The organism is Pseudoalteromonas sp. LC2018020214 (assembly GCF_016598755.1).
Taxonomy (GTDB): Bacteria; Pseudomonadota; Gammaproteobacteria; order Enterobacterales; family Alteromonadaceae; genus Pseudoalteromonas; species Pseudoalteromonas distincta.
Genome location: NZ_CP066804.1, coordinates 1,594,241 through 1,616,901 on the forward strand (window position 1 = coordinate 1,594,241; position 22,661 = coordinate 1,616,901).

The 22,661-nt window shown below is 40.2% G+C and carries 14 protein-coding genes; 10 read left to right on the plus strand and 4 right to left on the minus strand.

Annotated features, from left to right (window positions below; all coding sequences use genetic code 11):
- Positions 1-39 precede the first annotated feature (39 nt).
- The 4 genes from JG479_RS07035 (at position 40) to JG479_RS07050 (ending at position 9,243) form a co-directional block, all read left to right on the plus strand.
- Positions 40-1,899, plus strand: a complete 1,860-nt coding sequence (locus JG479_RS07035; protein ID WP_200220210.1) for an alpha-amylase family protein — start codon at positions 40-42, stop codon at positions 1,897-1,899.
- Positions 1,892-3,397, plus strand: a complete 1,506-nt coding sequence (locus JG479_RS07040) for an MFS transporter (protein WP_200220211.1) — start codon at positions 1,892-1,894, stop codon at positions 3,395-3,397. The genes JG479_RS07035 and JG479_RS07040 overlap by 8 nt, the downstream gene beginning before the upstream one ends.
- A 9-nt stretch (positions 3,398-3,406) precedes the next feature.
- On the plus strand, positions 3,407-5,818 hold the full coding sequence (locus JG479_RS07045) for a glycoside hydrolase family 15 protein (RefSeq protein ID WP_200220212.1): 2,412 nt from the start codon (positions 3,407-3,409) through the stop codon (positions 5,816-5,818).
- A gap of 497 nt (positions 5,819-6,315) precedes the next feature.
- The gene (locus JG479_RS07050; RefSeq protein ID WP_200220213.1) at positions 6,316-9,243 is read left to right on the plus strand and encodes a TonB-dependent receptor; all 2,928 of its coding nucleotides are present in this window, start codon (positions 6,316-6,318) and stop codon (positions 9,241-9,243) included.
- A gap of 205 nt (positions 9,244-9,448) precedes the next feature.
- Here the strand turns inward: JG479_RS07050 and JG479_RS07055 are convergent, their stop codons facing one another.
- Positions 9,449-10,465 (minus strand): LacI family DNA-binding transcriptional regulator, encoded by a 1,017-nt coding sequence (locus JG479_RS07055; RefSeq protein WP_024596123.1) that lies wholly within the window; start codon positions 10,463-10,465, stop codon positions 9,449-9,451.
- 290 nt (positions 10,466-10,755) lie between these two features.
- Between JG479_RS07055 and glk the strand changes: the two genes are divergently transcribed.
- The 6 genes from glk to JG479_RS07085 all read left to right on the plus strand — a co-directional run bounded on the left by glk (position 10,756) and on the right by JG479_RS07085 (position 17,984).
- Positions 10,756-11,748 carry a glucokinase gene (glk, locus tag JG479_RS07060; RefSeq protein ID WP_002959751.1) on the plus strand — a complete coding sequence of 331 codons (993 nt, stop codon included), beginning with the start codon at positions 10,756-10,758 and terminating at the stop codon, positions 11,746-11,748.
- A 38-nt stretch (positions 11,749-11,786) separates the two neighbouring features.
- Positions 11,787-12,800, plus strand: a complete 1,014-nt coding sequence (locus JG479_RS07065) for a LacI family DNA-binding transcriptional regulator (protein WP_002959752.1) — start codon at positions 11,787-11,789, stop codon at positions 12,798-12,800.
- A 335-nt stretch (positions 12,801-13,135) separates the two neighbouring features.
- On the plus strand, positions 13,136-14,986 hold the full coding sequence (gene edd / locus JG479_RS07070) for a phosphogluconate dehydratase (RefSeq protein WP_193226334.1): 1,851 nt from the start codon (positions 13,136-13,138) through the stop codon (positions 14,984-14,986).
- Between the two features lie 33 nt (positions 14,987-15,019).
- The gene (gene eda, locus JG479_RS07075; RefSeq protein ID WP_200220214.1) at positions 15,020-15,640 is read left to right on the plus strand and encodes a bifunctional 4-hydroxy-2-oxoglutarate aldolase/2-dehydro-3-deoxy-phosphogluconate aldolase; all 621 of its coding nucleotides are present in this window, start codon (positions 15,020-15,022) and stop codon (positions 15,638-15,640) included.
- A 9-nt stretch (positions 15,641-15,649) separates the two neighbouring features.
- Positions 15,650-16,654 carry a type I glyceraldehyde-3-phosphate dehydrogenase gene (gene gap, locus JG479_RS07080; RefSeq protein WP_002959757.1) on the plus strand — a complete coding sequence of 335 codons (1,005 nt, stop codon included), beginning with the start codon at positions 15,650-15,652 and terminating at the stop codon, positions 16,652-16,654.
- A gap of 205 nt (positions 16,655-16,859) precedes the next feature.
- Positions 16,860-17,984, plus strand: a complete 1,125-nt coding sequence (locus JG479_RS07085) for a sterol desaturase family protein (RefSeq protein ID WP_200220215.1) — start codon at positions 16,860-16,862, stop codon at positions 17,982-17,984.
- Positions 17,985-18,063: 79 nt separating this feature from the next.
- On the opposite strand, the gene JG479_RS07090 is transcribed toward JG479_RS07085, so the two are convergent.
- The 3 genes from JG479_RS07090 to JG479_RS07100 form a co-directional block, all read right to left on the minus strand.
- Positions 18,064-19,386 carry a leucine-rich repeat domain-containing protein gene (locus JG479_RS07090; protein WP_234047890.1) on the minus strand — a complete coding sequence of 441 codons (1,323 nt, stop codon included), beginning with the start codon at positions 19,384-19,386 and terminating at the stop codon, positions 18,064-18,066.
- Positions 19,387-19,427: 41 nt separating this feature from the next.
- A complete protein-coding gene (locus JG479_RS07095) occupies positions 19,428-20,141 on the minus strand; it encodes a YebC/PmpR family DNA-binding transcriptional regulator (protein ID WP_002959761.1) in 714 nt (237 codons plus the stop codon).
- Positions 20,142-20,399: 258 nt separating this feature from the next.
- On the minus strand, positions 20,400-22,478 hold the full coding sequence (locus tag JG479_RS07100; protein WP_200220217.1) for a M13 family metallopeptidase: 2,079 nt from the start codon (positions 22,476-22,478) through the stop codon (positions 20,400-20,402).
- Between the last annotated feature and the right edge of the window lie 183 nt (positions 22,479-22,661).

Below are 22,661 nucleotides of genomic sequence, written 5' to 3' on the forward strand. Positions count from 1 at the left end.
GTATAAAGTTAATAACAATACTGACAAAAAAGACACACAATGAAAAAATCAGTTTATGTACCCGCAGTACTGTGTAGTGCACTTATTGCTACAGGGGGTTCAGAAAATAACAAACCTGAACAACAGCAAACACCCGCACACACACAAAATGAGCTTACCAAGCCTGTTGTATATCAAGTATTTACCCGTTTGTTTGGTAATACCGAAACTGCCAATGTGCCATGGGGCACTAAAGATCAAAATGGTGTAGGTAAATTTGCCGACTTTAACGATGCAGCCCTAAAAGGCATTAAAGAGCTAGGTATCACGCACGTTTGGTATACCGGTGTGTTACACCATGCGTTAGTAGGCGATTATACCGACTACGGCATTTCGCAAGATGACCCCGATGTAGTAAAGGGCCGTGCAGGTTCACCGTACGCAATTAAGGATTACTACGATGTTAACCCCGACTTAGCCGTTAATGTGACGAACCGCATGGGAGAGTTTAGCCAGCTTATTGAACGTACACATAACCACGGCATGAAAGTCATTATTGATATAGTGCCTAACCATGTTGCGCGAAATTATCAATCATTAGGAAAGCCTAAAGGGGTTGAAGATTTTGGCGCGCAAGACGACACCAGTAAAACGTACGATAAAAACAATAACTTTTACTACGTACCAGGGCAGTCTTTTCAGGTGCCAACATCGCCAGAGTATAAAGCATTAGGGGGTAATGAAAGCCCACTAGCTGATGGCTTTTTTGATGAAACACCCGCTAAATGGACAGGTAATGGTGCCCGTGCAGCAAAACCCGACATAAACGATTGGTACGAAACAGTAAAAGTAAATTATGGCGTAAAGCCAGATGGTAGCTACGATTTTGCTCAGCTGCCAAACGACTATAAAGACAAGGATTACCGTGCTCACTACGAGTTTTGGCAAGGTAAAGAGCTCCCTAACAGCTGGTACAAATTTAGAGACATAGCACTTTTTTGGCTCGATGAAGGCGTTGATGGCTTTAGATACGACATGGCCGAAATGGTGCCAGTAGAGTTTTGGAGTTTTTTAAATTCGTCGATAAAAATGCAAAAAAGCGACGCCTTTTTGTTAGCCGAAGTGTATAACCCGCTAATGTACCGTGCGTATATCCACCAAGGTAAAATGGACTACCTTTACGACAAAGTAGGCTTTTATGACACACTAAAAGCCATTATGCAGGGTAAGCAAGCTGCTAATGCTATTTTTGCTGCCCAAAGCCAAGTTACTGATATTGAAGCGCACATGCTGCACTTTTTAGAAAACCACGACGAACAACGCATCGCAAGCCCCGACTTTGCAGGTAACGCTGCGTGGGGTAAACCGGCTATGGTGGTTTCTAACTTAATGAGCCGCGCACCCACGTTATTATATTTTGGTCAAGATGTGGGAGAAGATGGCTCAGAAAACGCAGGATTTGGCACAGCTACACGCACCAGTATTTTTGATTACATTGGTGTACCGGCGCATCAAGCGTGGATGAATAACGGCAAGTTTGACGGTGCTAATTTAACACAAGAGCAAGTAGCACTTCGTGACTACTACAAAGCGATTATGTCACTAAATAGTTTACCTGCTGTGGTAGGCGGAGAAATGTCGGCACTTAACCTTGTAGGAAGTGAACGTGTTGTTGGTTTTACCCGCTCTTTAGGCCAGCAAAGTGTGTATGTGTTAAGTAACTTTAGCGAGCAGCCACAAACAGTTACGGTTAATTTATCAAAAGTGCAATTAGCGGTACTTAGCGAACACACTCAATTGCATGACTTACTTGAGCAGCACAGCACCGAGATCACATCAGGGTCTCAAGGCGCAAGCTTCACACTCACACTTGATGCATTTAGCAGCGCAGTTTTAACTAATAAGGCTAATCATGAATAATCAAAATAATAATTATGACAGCAACAAACCAAACCTGAGTTTTTGGCAAATATGGAATATGTGCTTTGGTTTTTTAGGTATTCAATTTGGCTTTGCACTACAAAACGGCAATGTGAGCCGAATATTTCAAACATTAGGCGCACAAGTTGATGATATTCCCATTCTATGGGTTGCAGCACCGCTTACTGGCTTAATCGTACAGCCTATTATTGGTTACTGGAGCGATAAAACGTGGGGGCGCTTTGGTCGTCGCCGTCCGTTCTTTTTTATAGGCGCAGTGTTAACAACGCTTTCACTATTTATTATGCCGCATTCGCCAACGCTTTGGATTGCTGCCGGTATGTTATGGATTATGGATGCGTCAATCAACGTAACCATGGAGCCGTTTAGAGCACTTGTAGGTGATAATTTACCAGAAAAACAACGCGCTACAGGTTACGGGTTACAAAGCTTTTTTATTGGTATTGGTGCGGTACTAGCCTCAGCATTACCATGGATGATGACCAACTGGTTTGATGTAAGTAATACTGCAGCGCCTGGGCAAATTCCAGAGTCTGTTAAATACTCATTTTATTGGGGTGGGGTGGTGCTACTTGTTGCAGTGCTTTGGACCGTTGCACGTACAAAAGAGTACAGCCCAGAGCAATTAGCTGAGTTTGAAAAGCAAAGCGCTCAACCTACAACAAGCAAACTGGTTGATATTAACTTTAATAAAGGCGCCATTATTTTTGTAGTGCTGGGTTTAGCAACCCTTACATTAGTAATGGGCTTATCGCTTGAAAAAGAATTATACCTACTTGCTGGTGGTTTATTAGCGTTTGGTATTGTGCAGTGGATTGCAGCAGCGCTTAAAAGTGCTAACAAAACTCAAGGTGGTTTTTACCAAGTAGTACAAGATGTATTTACAATGCCAGAAGCCATGAAGCAGCTTGCATGGGTGCAGTTTTTTAGCTGGTTTACTTTATTTGCCATGTGGATTTATACCACCGCAGCAGTAACAAGCTTTCATTATGGTAGTAGCGATGCAACCTCTAAAGCATTTAACGATGGTGCAGACTGGGTGGGTATTTTATTTGCCGCCTACAATGGCTTTGCAGCTATTGCCGCTATGTGTATTCCGTTTTTAGTTAAAAAAATGGGCTTAAAAGGCGCGCATTGTTTTAATTTATTGCTGGGCGCATTAGGCCTTGGCAGCTTTATGTTTATTCAAGACCCTAAGATGTTACTTATACCTATGATTGGGGTGGGGTTTGCGTGGGCGTCTATTTTATCGCTGCCTTACGCCATGCTAAGTAACGCACTGCCAAGTAATAAAATGGGCGTTTACATGGGTATTTTTAATTTTTTTATAGTTATACCTCAGTTACTTGCCGCCAGCATTTTAGGGCTCATTTTACGCCACGTATTTTCTAATCAGCCTATTTACGCATTGTTAATTGGTGCAGCCTCGTTCGTTGTCGCTGCCGTTGCGGTAATGCGCGTTAAAAATTCACATTAAGGACACACAATGAAAAAATATAACCTTATAACCGCCTCACTTTTAACGTTAGGTTTAACGGCTTGCGGCGCTCAAAACACAAGCACAACTAACGAAAGTACCACAGCACAGGTTACATCAGCACCAGGCGCCCCAGGCGCAGAGCCTTTTTGGGCTTATGCGGGTAAAACCGGTATTGGTACATCGTACGAGCAATACCAAAACGGCCAATACAGTGATTCAGCTGCAACGGGCGATGTATCTAAGGTGTGGTTTTCAATTGCTAAAGGTATGATCACCGAAACCATGTTTGGGCTTATTCACCAAGCTCAAATAAAAGACATGCAATTTATAGTAACAGGTAAAGACTTTACCGTTAGTGAAGCTGATGATTTAGATGTCACCATTGATTACTTACATAAAGATGCACAAGGTCGCCCACTTTCTCTGGCTTATAAAGTAATTAGCACTGATAAACAAGGGCGCTTTAGCCTAGAAAAACACATTTTTACTGACCCAGATGGGCAAACATTATTTGTACGCAGTGTATTTAACACTGAGCTTGAAGGGCTAAAAGCATATGTGTCTGTTAATCCGTATATTAATAATAACGGGCTAGGTGACTTTGCTAAAACAACAGAGCAAGGGCTTGTCGCATGGGAAGACGATAACTATTTATCACTTCAATCCTCATCACCATTTAAAGCAAAAACGGTAGGGTTTACAGGTGAAAGCGATGGTATTAACACACTTAAAACTACGCAATCTATAAATACACAATACACAAATACCGGCGATACAGCAGGTAATGTAAGCATGCTTGCAGAGCTTGGCGAGATAAGTGCAAATACTACCTTTGATTTAGCCCTTAGCTTTGGCAAAACGCAGCAGCAAAGTATAAAGCAAGGCGAAAAAAGCTTAGCAAAAGGGTACCAAGCGGTGCTTGAACACTATAACGGTAAAGGTGAAGCGCTAGGCTGGGAAGATTACTTACAAAGTCTAAAACCGCTTAATACCATGGTTGAACAAACAGCCGATAACGGTAAGCTTTTATACACCAGTGCCATGGTATTAAAAGCACAAGAAGATAAAACACACGCAGGGGCATTAATTGCTTCTCTATCTAATCCATGGGGCGAAACTGTTTCAGCCAAAGAAGGCTCTACGGGTTATAAAGCAGTATGGGTGCGCGACTTTTATCAAGTAGCCATGGCCTTTATGGCACTGGGTGATACTGCCACAGCAAAAACTGCTTTCGAATACCTTGAAAAAGTGCAAGTAAACAGCAAAACACCGGGAAATAACGGCGATACAGGCTGGTTTTTGCAAAAAACGCACGTAGATGGTGAGCTTGAATGGGTCGGCGTACAGCTTGACCAAACAGCTATGCCTATTATGCTTGCCTGGAAGTTACATAAAGCCAATGTACTTAGCGATAAAGAGCTAAAAAGCTGGTACGGCAAAATGTTAAAACCAGCTGCTGATTTTTTAGTTGATGGCGGCCTTGCTAAGATTTTGTGGAACGACACGCAAATTACACCACCGGCAACCCAACAAGAACGTTGGGAAGAGCAAAGCGGTTATTCGCCTTCGACTACTGCGGCAATAGTCGCTGGCCTTATTACAGCCAGTGATATTGCAACACTAAGTGGTGATGATACAAACGCAAAGCGCTACCTAGCTACGGCTAAAAAGTATAACAACGATATTGAATCGCAAATGTTTACCACTAAAGGTAACTTAAAAGGCGAAAATAGTGATGGTGAATACTTTATCCGTATAGGCCAAGATACCGATGCAAACTCAGACACTAAAATTAACGCTAATAATGGCCGCGAAGGGTTTAATAAAAAGCAAATTTTAGATGGCGGGTTTTTAGAACTAGTACGCTATGGCGTACGCGGTGCAAATGACGAAAGCATTGTTAAAACACTGCCTGAGTACGATGACGAAACGCTTGAAGATAACCTACAGGTTAAATACAGCTTTAGCTTTGACGACGGCAGCGGCACATTTGCAGGCTACCGCCGCTATGGTAATGATGGCTACGGCGAAGATGAAGTAACAGGCACTAATTACGCAGAGGGTGGCAGTAATACACCAGGCCAACGTGGTCGTGTATGGCCGTTTTTTACAGGTGAACGTGGTCACTATGAAATAGCTGCAGCTAACGCAAACAACACCTTTGATGATGCTAAACAAGCGCAAATTAAAAATAGTTATGTTAAAGGTTTGGAGCAATTTGCCAATAAAGGGCTAATGCTACCAGAGCAAGTATGGGATGGTGTGGGTGTAAATAAAGTTGGTTATGAGCTAGGCGAGGGCACAAACTCAGCAACACCACTGGCATGGACTCATGCAGAATACATTAAGCTTGTACGCTCACTCAGTGATAAACAAGTATGGGATTATTATCCAGTGGTTGGCGAGTCATTTAATTAGTTGTCTTAAAATTACACAAAAAAAGTTCCTAATTAGGAACTTTTTTTCTCTTAATTTAGTTTTGTTTTATGCAATGGTTCCTAATTAAAAAAGTGCTGTGTGAATATTTATGCAGCTTAGCCTATATAATAATTAGTTATGAATCACGTATAGGCTTTATCTTTTTTTTACTGTTTCAGCCCCCTAAACTTACAAATTACAGGGTTGTTGTTGTGTTTGGCTCATTGTCTCCGTGAATAGTTATTGATGTTAATTTTGTGTTTATTGTCCCGATTTTCTGTTTGCACTATTTGTTTTTGTTAATTCATTGTTTCTATTGATAAATCCATGGTTAACCGCTATCGCATTTTGTTGGCAAGTTTATTTTTATTGTGTTATTAATTTGTTTCTCTTGTGGGTTAAGAGGTGTTATTTAATTTATATAAGTAATTTTTATGTGAATTTAAATAATGTAAAACATAAAAAATAATAATTTAATTATCTAGGGATAAATCAAGATGAACCATAATTTTTCTAAGACATTTAAACGCTCATTTACTGCTGCAGCAGTTGCAATGACGTTGAGTGCGGCAATGCCTGCAATGGCAGATAACGTTAACGGCGCTATAAAAGGTAGCTTAACGGCTCAGTCAGGTGTTTCGCTAGCGGGTGCAACAATAACAATAACAGATGACACTAAAGGTTATTCAAAAACGCTTATTGCAGATTCTAACGGCGAGTTCGATCTAAAACAGGTACCGGTAGGCAAGTATAATATAGTAGTTTCACAAGCTGGTTTTGACCAAGCTCAAGTTAAAGATGTAGTAATAGGAGTTGGTAAAACAGCTCTTATTGAAATTCCACTAACTACAGGTAATATCGAAAGAATTGCGGTTGTCGGTGGTTCTATTCGTGCGATAGATGTTTCTGCATCAGAATCATCACTCAATATTAGCTCTGAAGAATTAGAACTTTTACCTATATCTCGCTCTGTAACTTCAGTCGCATTGCTTGCGCCTGGCGCAACTGAAGGGGATAGTCGTTTTGGCGACCAAGCTTCATTTGGTGGTGCTTCTGTAGCTGAAAATGCTTATTACGTGAATGGTCTAAATATGACTAATTTCCGAAATGGTCTTGGTGGCGCAACAATCCCTTTCACCGCGTACGATAGCTTCCAAGTTAAGACGGGTGGTTATTCTGCAGAGTTTGGGCGTACTACCGGTGGATTAATCTCATCAGTTACTAAATCTGGTTCTAATGATTTTCACTTTGGTGTTGAAACGATTTATTCGTCTGACTCATTAAGTGAGCAAGCTCCTAATTCACTTTATAAACAAAATGATCGCTGTGAAGACGCAGACGGGCATTGTATTGGTGATTTATATGTTAATAACCAAGACGACTATGACAATTCATTTGAAACAAGTATTTATGCTTCAGGTGCAATAGTTGAAGATACATTATTTTTCTATGGTATTTACACTGCAAGAGATAATGACTATGAATACGGTAATGCATCACAAACAGATTTAACAGTTGAAAAAGATGATGACCCATATTACCTAGCTCGTTTTGATTGGAATATTAACGAAGATCATCAGCTAATGCTTTGGGGCTTTAGTGACAAACGCACTTATTCAGAAAAAACAATTTCAGATCCGGAAGGAAATGGTAATTATACTGTAGATGGTGGTACAGCTTATCATAAGCGAGGCGGAGAAAGTTTTGCAGTTCGCTATACTGGTAACCTTACAGATGATCTAAGTATGTCAGCAATGTTTGGTCAGGTTAAGTTTTCGGAAACTGATTACTCAGACTTTGATGATTGTCCTACAGGTTATGATGCCGATTTAGGTGAGGATACTACATGTTATGTAAACTTTACCGTTGGTGAAAATGAAGATAAACGTGAGCAATTGCGAGTTGACTTTGATTACTACCTAAACGATGAGCATACGTTAAGATTTGGCTATGATTCTGAAACTAATACAGCTGATTCAACAACACAAAACTCTGGTGGCGTTTACTACTATTATCGTACATATGAAGAAGGTGCTAGACTGGCTAATGGGTATGTCTTACCTGAAGAAATGAAGACAACACGTGTACGCGATTATAAAAATGGCGGTTCGTTTGAAGTAGAAAACTGGGCTATTTATATTGAAGATCAATGGTCAGTTACTGAAGATTTAACATTAACATTAGGCCTTCGTAATGATAGTTTTACTAACTACAATGCAGATGGCGAAGAGTTTGTTTCTATTGATAACCAAATTGCCCCTCGTATAGGTGGCTCTTGGGATATTAACGGAGATGGCGATAGTAAGTTGTTCTTCACTGCTGGTCGTTATTACCTACCAGTAGCAGCTAATACTAATATCCGTTTAGCTGGTGCAGAGACTTATATTCAAACATGGTATGCATATGAAGGCTTAAACGCAGACGGTACTCCTGTTGGTTTAAGTACTCAGCTAGGTGATCCTGCTATTTCTAATGGTGGTGACGGTACTGCAAAACCATCAAATACCTTATCTGATAAAGATCTTGAACCAATGTATAACGATGAGTATATGATTGGTTATCAAGCAGCAATTAATGATGATTGGTCATGGGGTATCAAGGCAACTTACCGTGTTTTAGGTAATCAAATTGATGATGGTTCTTATATCTTTAATGATGAAAATGGTGAATATTTAGGTGAAAACTGGTTCTTGTTTAACCCTGGCAATGGCGCTACTTTCAATTTCGATCTTGATGGTGACGGCACCACTGAAGAATATAGCTTTAGTGCAGAAGAGTTAGGTTACCCGGATGCTAAGCGTAAATATGCATCAGTTGATTTAACATTAGAGAAAACATGGGATCAGGTTTGGTCTTTAAAAGCGCTATACACATGGTCTCACAACTATGGTAATACAGAAGGTTTTGTTAAATCTGATAATGGTCAGGATGATGCAGGTCTTACGCAAGATTGGGATTACCCTTATTTAATGGATGGTGCTAATGGTAATCTACCTGCAGATCGTCGTCATAACATTAAAATTTATGGTGCTTTTGCTGTTACAGAAGACTTCTTAATTGGTGCTAATGTTAATATCGCATCTGGACGTCCTTGGACTGCTTTAGGTCAAGGTTATACTCCAGATCCTGATCAATACGTATACGGTGATACTTACTATGTAGGTGACAAACGTTTCCCTCGTGGCAGCATGGGTACTACACCATGGACAGCACGTTTAGATCTTAACTTTACTTATAACCTTCGCTTTAACGATCAGAAAGTTCGTTTAGCTATGGATGTATTTAACGTATTTGATGCTTCTACTGAAACTCGTTACGACGAAGCTGCAGAAATAGCTGCTGGCGATGGAAATGCTACATTTGGTTTAGCTCAGTCTTACCAGTCTCCTCGTAGAATTCAATTATCAGCGTCTTACGATTTCTAATAACTTGTTAGTATGAGTTAAAAGTTGTTTAATAAAAAGCCTCGTTAGAGGCTTTTTTTATATCTAAATTTTGAATTTTTATGAGATATGAATAGTTCAGAAAGAAAAGTGAAATGAATAGATAAAAATATACTGAATAAATTAGTGTCGTTGTAATTTCCAATTAAAACCGTTTATAAATTCTACTTTATTTTATCAGGCAGGCTCAGCTTGACTTTCTAGGAATAAGAATAGGAGGCAATAGGGTGCTTTGAACTTCTTCACCACGTATCAGTTTTAATAGGTTCTCTACTAACATTTGCCCAGCAATAGTGGTGTTTTGCTCTATTGTAGTTAGGGGGGGGTTTACATAACTTGCAATGGCTATGTTATCAAAGCCGACTACCGCAACATCTTTCGGCACGTTAATATTTGCTTCTTTAAGTGCGCGTATAGCCCCAATAGCAATTAAGTCACTTGCAGCAAATAAGGCGTTAAATTTAATATTATTAGCAATTAGTGAGCGTGTGGCGTGATAGCCAGATTCTTCAGTAGATATAGCATTAGCCATTTTACGCTCATTTATTTTAACGTTGTTGGCCAATAGCTCATCTTTAAAACCCTGAAAGCGACTAAAAAATTCGGGGCTGTGATCAGAGGCGTCACCAATAAAAGCGCAATCAGTTCTGCTATGCGCAATAAAGTGCTCAGCGGCGAGCTTACCGCCACCGTAGTTATCACAACAAACAGTTAAATCGGGACGGTTATCTACAGTTGCACCCCAGCAAACAAACTTAGTATTTTGTTCAAGTAAGGTGTTAAATTTTGGTTGGTAATCAATGTAATCGCCATACCCGAGTAAAATAATGCCATCAGCTCTGTGGCTGTCTTCGTAGTCTGCTTGCCAATCAGCACTGGCCGATTGAAATGAAACTAATAAATCGTAACCTTCTTTAGCGCAAGCACGGGTAATACTGCCAAGCATGGCTAAAAAGAAAGGATTTATTTGGGACTCGTCAGAAGTGGGATCTTCAAACAACAATAATGCAAGCGTACTACTTTGTTGAGTGCGAAGGTTACTCGCATTTTTATCAACTTTATAATTAAGCTTTTTAGCTATATCGAAAACACGCTTGCGTGTTTCTTCATTAACAAGGTGGCTGTTACGTAAAGCGCGAGATACAGTCGATTGAGATACCCCTGCATAGTGGGCAATATCAAATGAGGTAGCTTTACCTTTCATTGTTACAACTTAATTAAATTGATAAATAATTGTGTCATTTTCGTTTATTGATGAATAATTTCAAGCTTTTTGTGAATTAACGTATATTTTTATTGATAAATTCCTGACACCGGTGTCATAATGTCAGTGTTTTATCATTTTGTTGTCAAAACGTATTCGCTGTCTATATCTTTATAGGCAGCATTTTTTACTGTGATAGCTACTTTGAGGTGATAGCTCAAAGTATAAATAACAATGGTACACCATTGTAAAATAATAAGCATGAGTCGCTTAACAAAAGAGATAATACTATGAGCCCAAACGCTTCTGCCCAATTTGATCCCATCTTAGTTGCTGATGTCGGCGGCACTAATGCCCGCTTTGCTTTAATAACTGCTTTTAATGAACAGACTAACCAATTTATAATAGAGCACATTAATATTTTTCCTAGTGCCAATTTTGGTTCTCTTGAAAGTGCGCTCGAGCAATATTTACAAACAGTCCCACATATTGCACCCAAACGCGCATGTTTAGCCGTTGCAGGGCCAATAAAAGCCGGGCAAGTGCATTTAACCAATTTAGGTTGGCATTTTAGCGTCAGTGAATTTAAAACTCATTTTGATTTACAACAACTTGAAGTCATTAATGATTTTGCTGCCTTTGCTTACGCTGCCCCTTACTTAGATCCTAAACAAAATGTCATTGTTAAATCAGGCCAAGCTGATGATAACGCAAACATTGGTGTTATAGGTCCAGGTACTGGTTTTGGTGCTGCGTGCTTAGTTAGAACGTCCCAATCTACCGCAGTGTTGAGTTCAGAAGGGGGGCATATATCACTTGCACCTGTTAATGAACTCGATACTTTATTATTGAATGAATTAAGAAAAGATCATCCCCATGTTTCTATCGAAACAGTTTTCTCAGGTCCTGGCATAACGCATTTATACAAAGCAATGTCTGCGGTTAAGGGGGTAACAGCTAAAAATTTAGATGCCGCACAAATTAGCAGCCTTGCAAATAGTGGTGAATGTGATGTGTGTGATGCAACCTTAAACCAGTTTTGTGATTGGATTGGCAGTGTTGCCGGTGATTTAGCGGTTGTTTATGGCGCCTTAGGTGGACTATTTATCGGCGGTGGAATATTACCTCGTATGCAAGCGAGACTTCTTGAGAGTCGTTTTGTTGAACGATTTTCGCAAAAGGGTATTATGTCGCAGTACGCAGGACAAATCCCTGTAACACTCGTAACACAAGACAACATACCGCTAATTGGCGCTGCTGCGTGTTTACACAATAGCAAATAGGGCTTTGGTCTTACAGGTTGTATTTGGATAATGGATAGATGAAAAAAGTAACCATAAATAGTGTAGCAAGCCATGCAGGGGTTTCTAAAAAAACCGTCTCACGCGTGTTAAACAATGAGCCTAATGTAAGTGCCGCCACCCGAGAAAAGGTGCTTGCGGTATTTAAAGAGCTTGATTACACCCCAAATCCAATTGCACGAGGTCTTGCTCAAAATCGTAGCTTTATTATTGGCTGTTTATACGATAACCCAAGTAAAAGTTATATTACCCGAGTGCAAACGGGCGCCTTAGAAGCGTGTAAAGAAAATAACTATAATTTATTGATACACCCTTGTGAGTTTCGTGGTGAAGCACTAATAAATAATATTGAGCAATTACTACAAACTTCTCGATTAGATGGCATTGTGCTAACACCTCCTTTTGGTGACTTTGCTGAGCTTGCTTCTTTTTTAAAGTCTAAAAAAATTCCTTATGCAAGGGTTGCTTCAGCTTTACTACAAGATGATTCAATTTCAGTGCGTAGTAATGACGAGCAAGGCGCATTTGAGATTACTGAGCATTTAATTAACCTGGGTCATAAATCTATAGCCTTTATTAAAGGGCACCCAGATCACAGTGCCACGCAACAACGTTTTAAAGGTTACAGGCGTTCACTTGCAAGCCATGGTATAGAATTTGATGAGCGCTTAGTAGAGGAGGGTAACTTTAGTTATCACTCAGGTGTAGATAGTGCACGCAGTATTTTAGATTTATCCCCTAGGCCAACCGCTGTATTTGCATCAAACGATTACATGGCGGCAGCCGTACTTAAATTAGCAACTCAGCGCCAATTAAAAGTGCCTGATGACATTTCAATAGCTGGGTTTGATAATGCACCCATTGCACGTCATATTTGGCCTGGGTTAACAACGATTGCACAGCCTGTTGAAGAAATGACTAAACAAGCCGTAACACAACTTATTTCACACATAGCTCAACCACAAGAACAGCCGTATCAGGTAACGCTTGAGTCGCGCTTGATTACACGTGAGTCTACCTCAGCAATAAAATAGTGGGTTTAAAACACTTTCACAGTAGCCCGAATATGAGTGACGCTTATTCGGGCTTTTTTTTCTCTGAACTTGCTAAAACATGGTTTGTGCCTAAAAATCAATTAGGTCATTATTTGGTCATGTTAAAATATTAAACTATTTTTGTTACTCGGGGTTGACACCGGTGTCATTGCTATGCGTTAATACAGTGACACCGGTGTCAGGGTTGTTGTGAGAGGCTCCCTGGTAGCGTACCTTTGAACGGGTAAATCAAAGATGCTCAGTACAGTTATTTACGTGGAGTCTGTAGTTGCTACTGAGCCTTTATCCTCTAACTAATAGAGATGAGTTAAATTATGTTACATCCTCGTATTCAAGAAGTTACCCAGCGCGTTATCGAACGCAGTAAAAATACCCGTCAAGATTATTTAGATCGCATTTCGCACGCAAAAAAACAAACAAGAGTTCGTGCCGGTTTAGGTTGCGGAAATATAGCCCATGTTATGGCTGCATGTAGCAGTGATGACAAAGCGCGCTTAAAGGCTGATGAGCAGCCAAATCTTGCTATTATCAACTCATATAACGATATGTTATCGGCTCATGTGCCATACAAAGACTACCCAGATTTAATTAAAGACATTGCAACAAAATACGATGCTACAGCTCAAGTTGCTGGTGGCGTGCCTGCAATGTGTGATGGCGTTACGCAAGGGCGTGACGGCATGGAACTTTCACTTTTTTCTCGCGATGTAATTGCTATGTCTACGGCAATTTCTCTTTCGCACGATGTGTTTGATGGCGTTTTTTGTTTAGGCGTTTGTGACAAAATCGTCCCGGGTTTATTAATTGGTGCATTGTCGTTTGGTCATTTACCTGTGTTCTTTTTACCAGCAGGTCCAATGCAATCAGGTATTCCGAATAAAGAAAAAGCACGTATTCGCCAAAAGTTTGCACAAGGTTTAGTGAGCCGCGAAGACTTACTTGAAGCTGAAAGTGCGTCTTATCACAGCGCTGGTACATGTACGTTCTACGGTACTGCCAATTCAAACCAAATGTTAATGGAAATAATGGGCTTACACCTTCCAGGTAGCTCGTTTATTAATCCTTACACTGAGCTTCGCGATGGTCTTACAGGTAATGCTGTAGAAACAATGCTTAAGCAACTTACAGATGATAAAGAAAGCCCGTGTTTAGCCGATGTGATCAGCGAAAAAACGATTATAAATGGTTTAGTGGGTCTGCTTTCTACAGGTGGTTCTACTAACCATGCAATCCATATTGTTGCGATAGCAAAAGCTGCCGGCATTCAGGTTACGTGGAAAGATATGTCTGACTTATCAGAAGTTGTACCACTTCTTACACGTATTTACCCTAACGGCTCAGCTGATGTAAACCACTTTCAAGCAGCTGGCGGTATGGGTTTCTTAATGCGAGAACTAGCAAGCGCTGGTTACTTACATACAGACGTGAAAACAATGCTTGGCGATGGTTTAGCACCATACATGACAGAGCCTCGTTTGGATAAAGACGATAGCTTGATCATGAGCGACTCAACTGGCCCAACTAAAGTTAAATGGGTAGATTGCCCAGTAAACTCGCACGATGAAGAAGTACTTCGCCCAGTGAGTAACCCATTTAGTAAGCAAGGTGGTCTGCAACTTCTAACGGGCAACTTAGGTAAAGCAGTTATCAAAGTGTCAGCTGTTGCTGAAGAACATCAAACCGTTACTGCTCCTGCAAAAGTATTTAGCTCACAAAGTGCTCTGCAAGATGCATACACTCGTGGCGAATTAAACCAAGACTTTATTGCCGTACTAAAAGAGCAAGGCCCTAAAGCGAAAGGTATGCCAGAGCTACACAAGTTAACGCCAGTAATGGCAACGCTTCAAGATGAAGGCTTTAAAGTAGCCATTGTTACTGACGGTCGTATGTCGGGTGCATCAGGTAAAGTACCTGCTGCTATTCACTTAGCGCCAGAGGCAGTAGAAGGCGGCATTATTGCTAAAATCCGAGAAGGCGATTTAGTGACGCTTGATGCGCCAAACGGAATATTAAAAGTACACGTTAGCGACGAAGAACTTGCTAAGCGTGAAGCAGAACTTAGCCTGCCAAGTGCAACATTTGGTACAGGTCGTGAATTATTTACTGGATTTAGAAATATCGTAAGCAGTGCCGATTTAGGCGCGAGTGCTTTTGGACTTGAATAAATATTAGCCATACTGGGTAATGAGGAACAAGTAATGAGTATTGAAAAAATCTTAGCATCGGCACCCGTAGTGCCAGTGGTTGTAATCGAAAAATTAGAAGATGCAGCACCACTTGCAAGAGCTTTATACAACGGTGGCTTAAAAGCCTTAGAAATAACACTACGTACACCCATTGCTGCAGAAGCTTTAAAGCTAATGAAAGCAGAAGTACCTGAAGCCTATGTAGGTACTGGTACGGTAGTAGATAAGGCAAGTTTTGATCTTTCGGTTGCTGCTGGTGCAGATTTTATGGTGAGTCCAGGTGTGAGCGATGAGCTTATTGCTTTAGCTAAAACATCAGATATACCATTTTTACCAGGCGCTGCAACTGCAAGTGAAGTTATGCAACTTGCGTCGCATGGTTTTAAGTATTTAAAATTCTTTCCAGCAGAAGCTGCAGGCGGAACAGCTATGCTTAAATCAATCGGTGGCCCATTACCACATATTACTTTTTGCCCAACTGGCGGCATTAGCCTAGCAACTGCTCCTAATTATTTAGCGCTTAACAACGTTATTTGTGTTGGTGGTACGTGGATGCTAGATAAACAACTAATTGAAAATAAAGACTGGCAAGCAATTGAAGCGCTTGCTCGCCAAGCAAGTGAACTTAAATAGGAGTCTAAAATGATTAATGTAGCAATTAACGGTTACGGCCGTATCGGTAGAAATGTTTTACGTGCACTTTATGAGTCAGCTCAAAACAGCGAAATTAAAATTGTAGCAATTAACGATTTAGCACCAGCTAACGTAAATGCACATTTAACGCAGTATGACTCAGTTCATGGTCAATTTTCTAAAAAAGTAACACTTGAAAACAACACTATGCTAATTGGGGATGACGTAATTACGTTAACGCAAGAGCGTGACCCTGCAAACTTACCGTGGAAAGAGCTAAACGTAGATATCGTTTTAGAATGTACTGGTTTTTTCACTAAACGTGATGACGCTGCTAAGCACATTACTGCAGGCGCTAAAAAAGTAATCGTATCTGCTCCAGGTACTGGTTTAGATGCAACAGTAGTGCATGGTGTAAACAGCGACGTAATTAATGCTGATAGCAATATCATTTCTAACGCTTCTTGTACTACTAACTGTTTAGCGCCAATTGCAAAAGCAATTAACGACACAGTAGGTATTGAGCAAGGTAGCATGACGACTATTCACGCTTACACCAACGATCAAAACTTATCTGACGTATACCACCCAGATTTATACCGTGCGCGTAGTGCAACTCAATCTATGATCCCAACTAAAACAGGTGCTGCGGCAGCTGTTGGTTTAGTATTACCAGAACTTGCTGGTAAATTAGATGGTATGTCGGTACGTGTACCTACAATCAATGTTTCTTTAGTTGATTTTACGTTTATCACTAAGCGTGATACGACTGCAGAAGAAATCAATGCAATCATGAAAGAAGCATCAACGGGTTCAATGAAGAGTATTTTAGAATATAACGAGCTTCCGCTTGTTTCTATCGACTTTAACCATAACCCAGCGTCGTCTATCTTTGATGCAACGCAAACTAAAGCCAATGGCAAACTAGTTAAAGTAATGGCTTGGTACGACAACGAGTGGGGTTTCTCAAACCGCATGTTAGACCAAGTTAAAGCATTAGGTCAGTACTTATAATTGACCTTGTAAAAGTTTAGCTTTATCCAACCAAGCCACGCATTGCGTGGCTTTTTTGCGTTTGGTTTATCTGTATATTTGCAATTCAAAATTAGCAGGGAACTATTTGTATTTTTTATACCCTAAATTTTGTTAATATGTGGGTGTGTAAATTAATGGAATTTCGTTGTATTTAATCAACTCAACGACGCAAGGAATAATAAAAATGATCAGAGCTTTATCGCGAAGAGTATTTCGCACAAATCATCTTCAGATAGGTGAGGGCAACATAAGTGGCTACATAGCCTGCTTTTTAGCAATACTGAGCTGCTTAGGCGTATTAGCGTTTCACTTTCCTGAATACTTAACCACGCCAGAGCTGAGAAAAAGCTACAGCGTCGACTTTTTACGTCAGCTTATGTTTGCATCATTATTGGTCTCGGGCAGTCTAGGATTACTTAACTTTGTACGTAATACCAATAAGCGTTTAGGGGCTACAGCGTGGTTTTTTATTGTTCTGGCAATTATGTTTGGCGGACCAAACGTTGAAGTAAACGAATTTGCTTCTGATACACCTTATATAGGGCTTGATTGGTTTATTTTAGATTTACTCGGCTCAACACTTATATTTATTGTGATTGAAAAGTTATTACCTCATCGAAAAGAGCAAAAAATATTACGTAGCGAATGGCGAGGCGATTTAAACCACTTTTTTGTAAATCATTTAATTATTGGTTTTGTATTACTCGTTACTAACCACTTTGTGCATTATGGCTTTGGCTGGGCTGTATCATCTACAGTACAAGGTTATATAGAGCAAACACCCTTTATAGTGCAGTTGTTTTTAATAATACTTGTGGCAGATTTAATGCAGTATTGGGTGCATCGTGCTTATCACGAAGTCCCATTATTATGGCGCTTTCATGGCGTACATCACAGTGCTAAAGAAATGGATTGGTTAGCGGGCTCTCGCCAGCATATTCTTGAAATACTCGTAACGCGCAGCTTAGTGCTCACGCCTATATTTGTGCTTGGTTTTTCACAGCAAATAATTAGTTTGTACGTAATAATTGTGGGTTTGCAGGCTGTGTTTAACCATGCAAATGTACGTGTGAAATTTGGTTGGCTAAAATACTTTATGGTTACACCGCAGTTTCACCATTGGCACCATGCGTCAGATAAAGCCGCGATTGACCGAAATTACGCTGCACATTTTTCGTTTTTAGATTATGTGTTTGGTACTGCTGTTAAAGGCCAAAAAGAGTGGCCACAAGCGTATGGCGTAGTCGGGGATTACATGCCCGTAGGTATGCTTAAACAACAGGTTTACCCGTTTAAGCGCACTAAATAAGTTCGGAAAATCCGAATAAACATAAAATAAAAGCGAGCAAGGTGTTACATTTTGCTCGCTTATATTATTAATATTAAATTTATTTTAGCTCTGCTAATAACTCAGTAAATGTAGGTCTTTGATTTAATGTAGGTTGCATGGCACATTTTGCCATATCGGACATTTTAACAAAGAGCTCACTTTGTCTATCATCGCCAGTTACCGTGCCTAATAAGTCTTCAATTAAACACCCTAATGCACGTACTTCAATTAACTCGATTTGCTTTTGTTGATAATCACTTAACATGGCTAAGTTTGTGGCTGCACCAAAATCACCAAATAATACATCAGCATCTTTGTTTATCATGGTGTTATGCGCATACACGTCGCCATGGCTTACTTTACAAATATGCAAGTGATGTAAGGTACTTACCATTTGCTGTGCAATTTTTAAAATAGCGTGAGTTGAGTAATGGCAATCATCATTAAAGGTATCACGCGTACAGGTTTCAAGGCTTGGAGGCAGGCCTAAATTAGCAAAGCTTTTATCTATTAGCTCCATTACTAAACCTAGCTGATCACTTTGCTCAATGTAGGCAAGTACTTTAATTAAATTAGCGTGATCGCCTGCTTGTAAGCAGCAATTTACTTCATCAAGCGGGTAGCCGTCGCTGGTAATTGCGCCTTTAAATAATTTAATCGCTACAGCTCTATCAACAGCTTGCGCTAAATGAATAACGCCCGATGCACCTTGGCCAATAACATGACTAAGTGTGTAATCGTTAAGAGGCTTATTTTCTAAGCAGCTTTTTGTAAGGCACTGAGCTTTATTAAAATCGTTACCGGCAAACGCAAGCCAAGCAAGTTTAGGAAATTCAAACAGCCAGTCGTCTACGTGTGTTAAGTTATTAGCAGAGAGCCTAACGAGCTCAAGGTTTTTACACTGCGCCATGCTAATTGGCAGTTGCTTAAGTTGATTGCCTGCAAGCGCAAGCTTTTTAAGCTGGGTATAATTACCAAAATCTTCAGGCAATTCGCTTAACGTATTATCGGTGAGTATCAGCCACTCAATATTTTTTGGCAGGCTGTTTAAAGCAAATTCAGAAATTTGGTTACCTTTAAACGCGACCATAATTAAAGCAGGGCATTTAGCGAGCACTTTAGGAATATGCTTAAACTGATTAAACGATAAAAATACACGCTTCAGGTGTGTTAAACAGGCAAATTCATCAGGTAGTGTTGATAAGTTATTATTTGATAAATCGAGAACTTCAAGCGTGTCAGCTAAACTAAAAATTTCTTCAGGAAATGTCGTTAGCTCTTCTACCAATTGCAGGCGAGTAGCACCAACAAGTTTGCCACTTTTAAGCTCTTTAAGGGAGTTCATATTAATACCATGTTCTAAAAATGAAAAAGCCAACATAGTTGTTGGCTTAAAGTCGTTCTAACTTACTAAATCGCTCTTTAGAATTGCGCGTTATGGTAAACGTTTTGCACGTCGTCGCAATCTTCTAACATTGCTAAAAAGCGTTCCATAACTTCAACGTCTTCGCCTTCAATCGGCGTTTCAATTTGTGGCACAAAGCTAATTAGGTCTTCGTCAAATTCAGTCACGCCCATTTCTTCAAGCGCTGTACGTGTATTGTTGTACTCTGTGTGAGGAGCAAAAACAGTAACTTTACCGTCATCTACTTCTACGTCAGTTACATCAACATCAGCCATCATAAGAGCTTCAAGTACTGCTTCGTCGTCATCACCGTCAAATACAAAAATAGCAAGGTGATCAAATAAATGTGAAACAGAGTTTTGAGCGCCAATTTTAGCATTTGCTTTGGTAAAACAAACACGTACATCAGCAAAGGTACGCTTGTTGTTGTCTGTTAAACAGTCAACAATAATCATACAGTTACCAGGGCCGTAACCTTCGTAACGTGTTGCTGCGTAGTCTTCACCGCCGCCGCCTTTTGCTTTGTCTATTGCGCGGTCAATAACGTGTGCTGGTACTTGGTCTTTTTTAGCGCGTTCAATTAAACGACGCAATGATAAGTTACCATCTGGATCTACACCGCCGTTTTTTGCACAAATATAAATTTCTTTGCCGTACTTAGAATAAACTTTAGTTTTAGCACCCGCAGTCTTAGCCATTGAATCTTTTTTGTTTTGGTAAGCTCTTCCCATCTGCGTTTCGCCTTAATATATGTAAATAATAGAATAAAATTATAATGCGTATTCTAAAGGTAAATGCATTCAAGGGCTAGTAAGTATTAAAACAGATTAAAACGGTAACGTTTAAAAGCCATGTAAACTGTATTTTATTAATGGGATCATCGAGGGTTCTAGACGTTGGAATTATATCTATTATGTGTAAATTTAATTCAATAAAAAAGCAACCTGTATAACAGGTTGCCTTACTAAGTAATAAAAAGTAAGTGTTACTTACCAAATACGTACACGCTCATCTTCAGGAAGGTATAACTCATCGCCTGGTTTCACATTAAACGCTTTGTACCATGCATCGTGGTTACGCGGCGCTTGTGCTCTAAAGCGACCTGGGGCATGTGTGCCACCACGAAGTTGGTTAAGCATGCTTTGCTCAGTACGTTTTTCTTTCCATACTTGTGCCCACGCAAGGAAGAAACGCTGATCGCCAGTAACGCCGTCAATAACAGGCGCTTCTTTACCATTTAAACTTAGCTTATAAGCGTGATAAGCCATTGATAGCCCACCTACATCACCAATGTTTTCGCCAAGGCTATTTCGACCATTAACAAAGTTACCTTCGATTGGCTCGTATTTACTGTACTGCGCAGCCAGTTGCTCGGCTTTTTTGTCAAATGCAGCGCGGTCAGCATCAGTCCACCAGTTACGTTGCACACCGTTTTCGTCTGATTTTGAACCTTGATCGTCAAATCCATGACCCATTTCGTGACCAATTACAGCGCCAATACCGCCATAGTTTACAGCCGGATCGGCATTTGGATCGAAAAACGGCGGTTGTAATATCGCAGCCGGAAATACAATTTCATTAAACGAGCTATTGTAGTAAGCGTTTACGCGTTGTGGTGTCATGCCCCAGCGGTTACGGTCTGTTTTTTGTAGCTCTTTTTCAACACTTTCTGCATGAAAAAATTCACGCATGTTTTTCACATTACCAATCAAATCGTTTTTAGTAATGCTTAAACCTTCATAAGACTGCCATACATCGGGGTAACCAATTTTTGGTACAAATGCAGCCAGTTTAGCGCGCGCATTTACTTTAGTTTCATCGCCCATCCATTCTAGGTTATCAATACGTTCACCAAGGGCTGTACGAAGGTTTTCAACCAGCTCTGACATTTGTTGTTTTGATGATTCAGGGAAGTAACGTGCTACGTATATTTTACCAATAGCAAAACCAAGCGAACTTGTGCCTGACATTTGACTTATTGCACGTTTCCAACGAGGGCGAGGCTCTTGTTGTCCGTTTAGTTCTTTACCAAAAAAAGCAAAGTTAGTATTAAATATGTCTTCTGATAGTAAACCTGCGTTACCGCTAATAGCGTGATACGTTAGGTAGTCTTTCCATACTTCAATATCTTCTTGATTGATTAGCTCAATCATCGCTTTTATTGGCTCAGGCTGAGATACATTTAACTGAGGTACTTTATAACCTGTTTGCGCAAAGTATAAATCCCAGTTAAAGCCAGGGTAAGCAGTGCTTAAATCGGCGCGTTCAATTTGGTTTAGCGTTAAATCGCGATTACGACGCTTTTCACGTGGCCAGTGACCTTGTGCAATTTTGGTTTCAAGATCAACAATTGCTTGAGCACGCTCAGCGGTGTTTTCTACTCCTGCAAACTCAAGCATATCAGCAATGTGAGCAACATAAGCTGTGCGGGTTTTAACAAAGCGCTCAGCGTCTTCAAGGTAGTAAGAACGATCTGGTAGACCTAAACCACCCGCACCTAGTGACATTTCATATTTATTAGGGTCTAGGCGATTAAACCACATGCCGCCGCCAAATGGGGCTTTATTACCGGTTAACCAAGACTTACCAAACATTTCAGCTAAATCGTCGGTTGACGCTATATCACTAATTTCACTTAATAATGGCTTGATTGGCGCCACACCGAGTTTATTAAGTGTTTCGGTATCCATATACGCATTGTAAAAATCAGCAACGAGTTTTTCTTCTGCGTTTAAGTCTTTGCGTGCTGCTATTTCTTCAATAATAGCTTTAACATCGTCTTCGCTTCGCTCAGCTAATCCTGAAAATGCACCATAGCGGGTTTTATCTGCAGGCATTTCGTAGTTGTCATACCACGTGCCGCTGGCATACATAAAAAAGTCATCGCCTGGTTTAATGGCTTCGTTACGAGCTGTTAGATCAACACCAAAACTGCCTAACTCTGCTTTTTCTGTCACTGCTGCAGTGGCTACTTTAGGTTGTTGCTCTTCTGTTTTTGTTGTTTGCGGCTCTGAACAACCGGTTATAAATGTGGCAGCTAATGCTGCGGCAATTAAACTCTTTTTCATTACTTACTCCTGAGTATCACTGATTGAATTTAAGCAGCAGTGAATCATTTTTATTGTTACGAATATTTAACTTATCGATTGTTATTGATATTAATCAGACAAACAAATCTTTTGAGGTGAATCACCACAGTGCTCGATAAAACTAATTTAGGAGAAAAGAGAAAGGCTAATAGGTTCTATAAA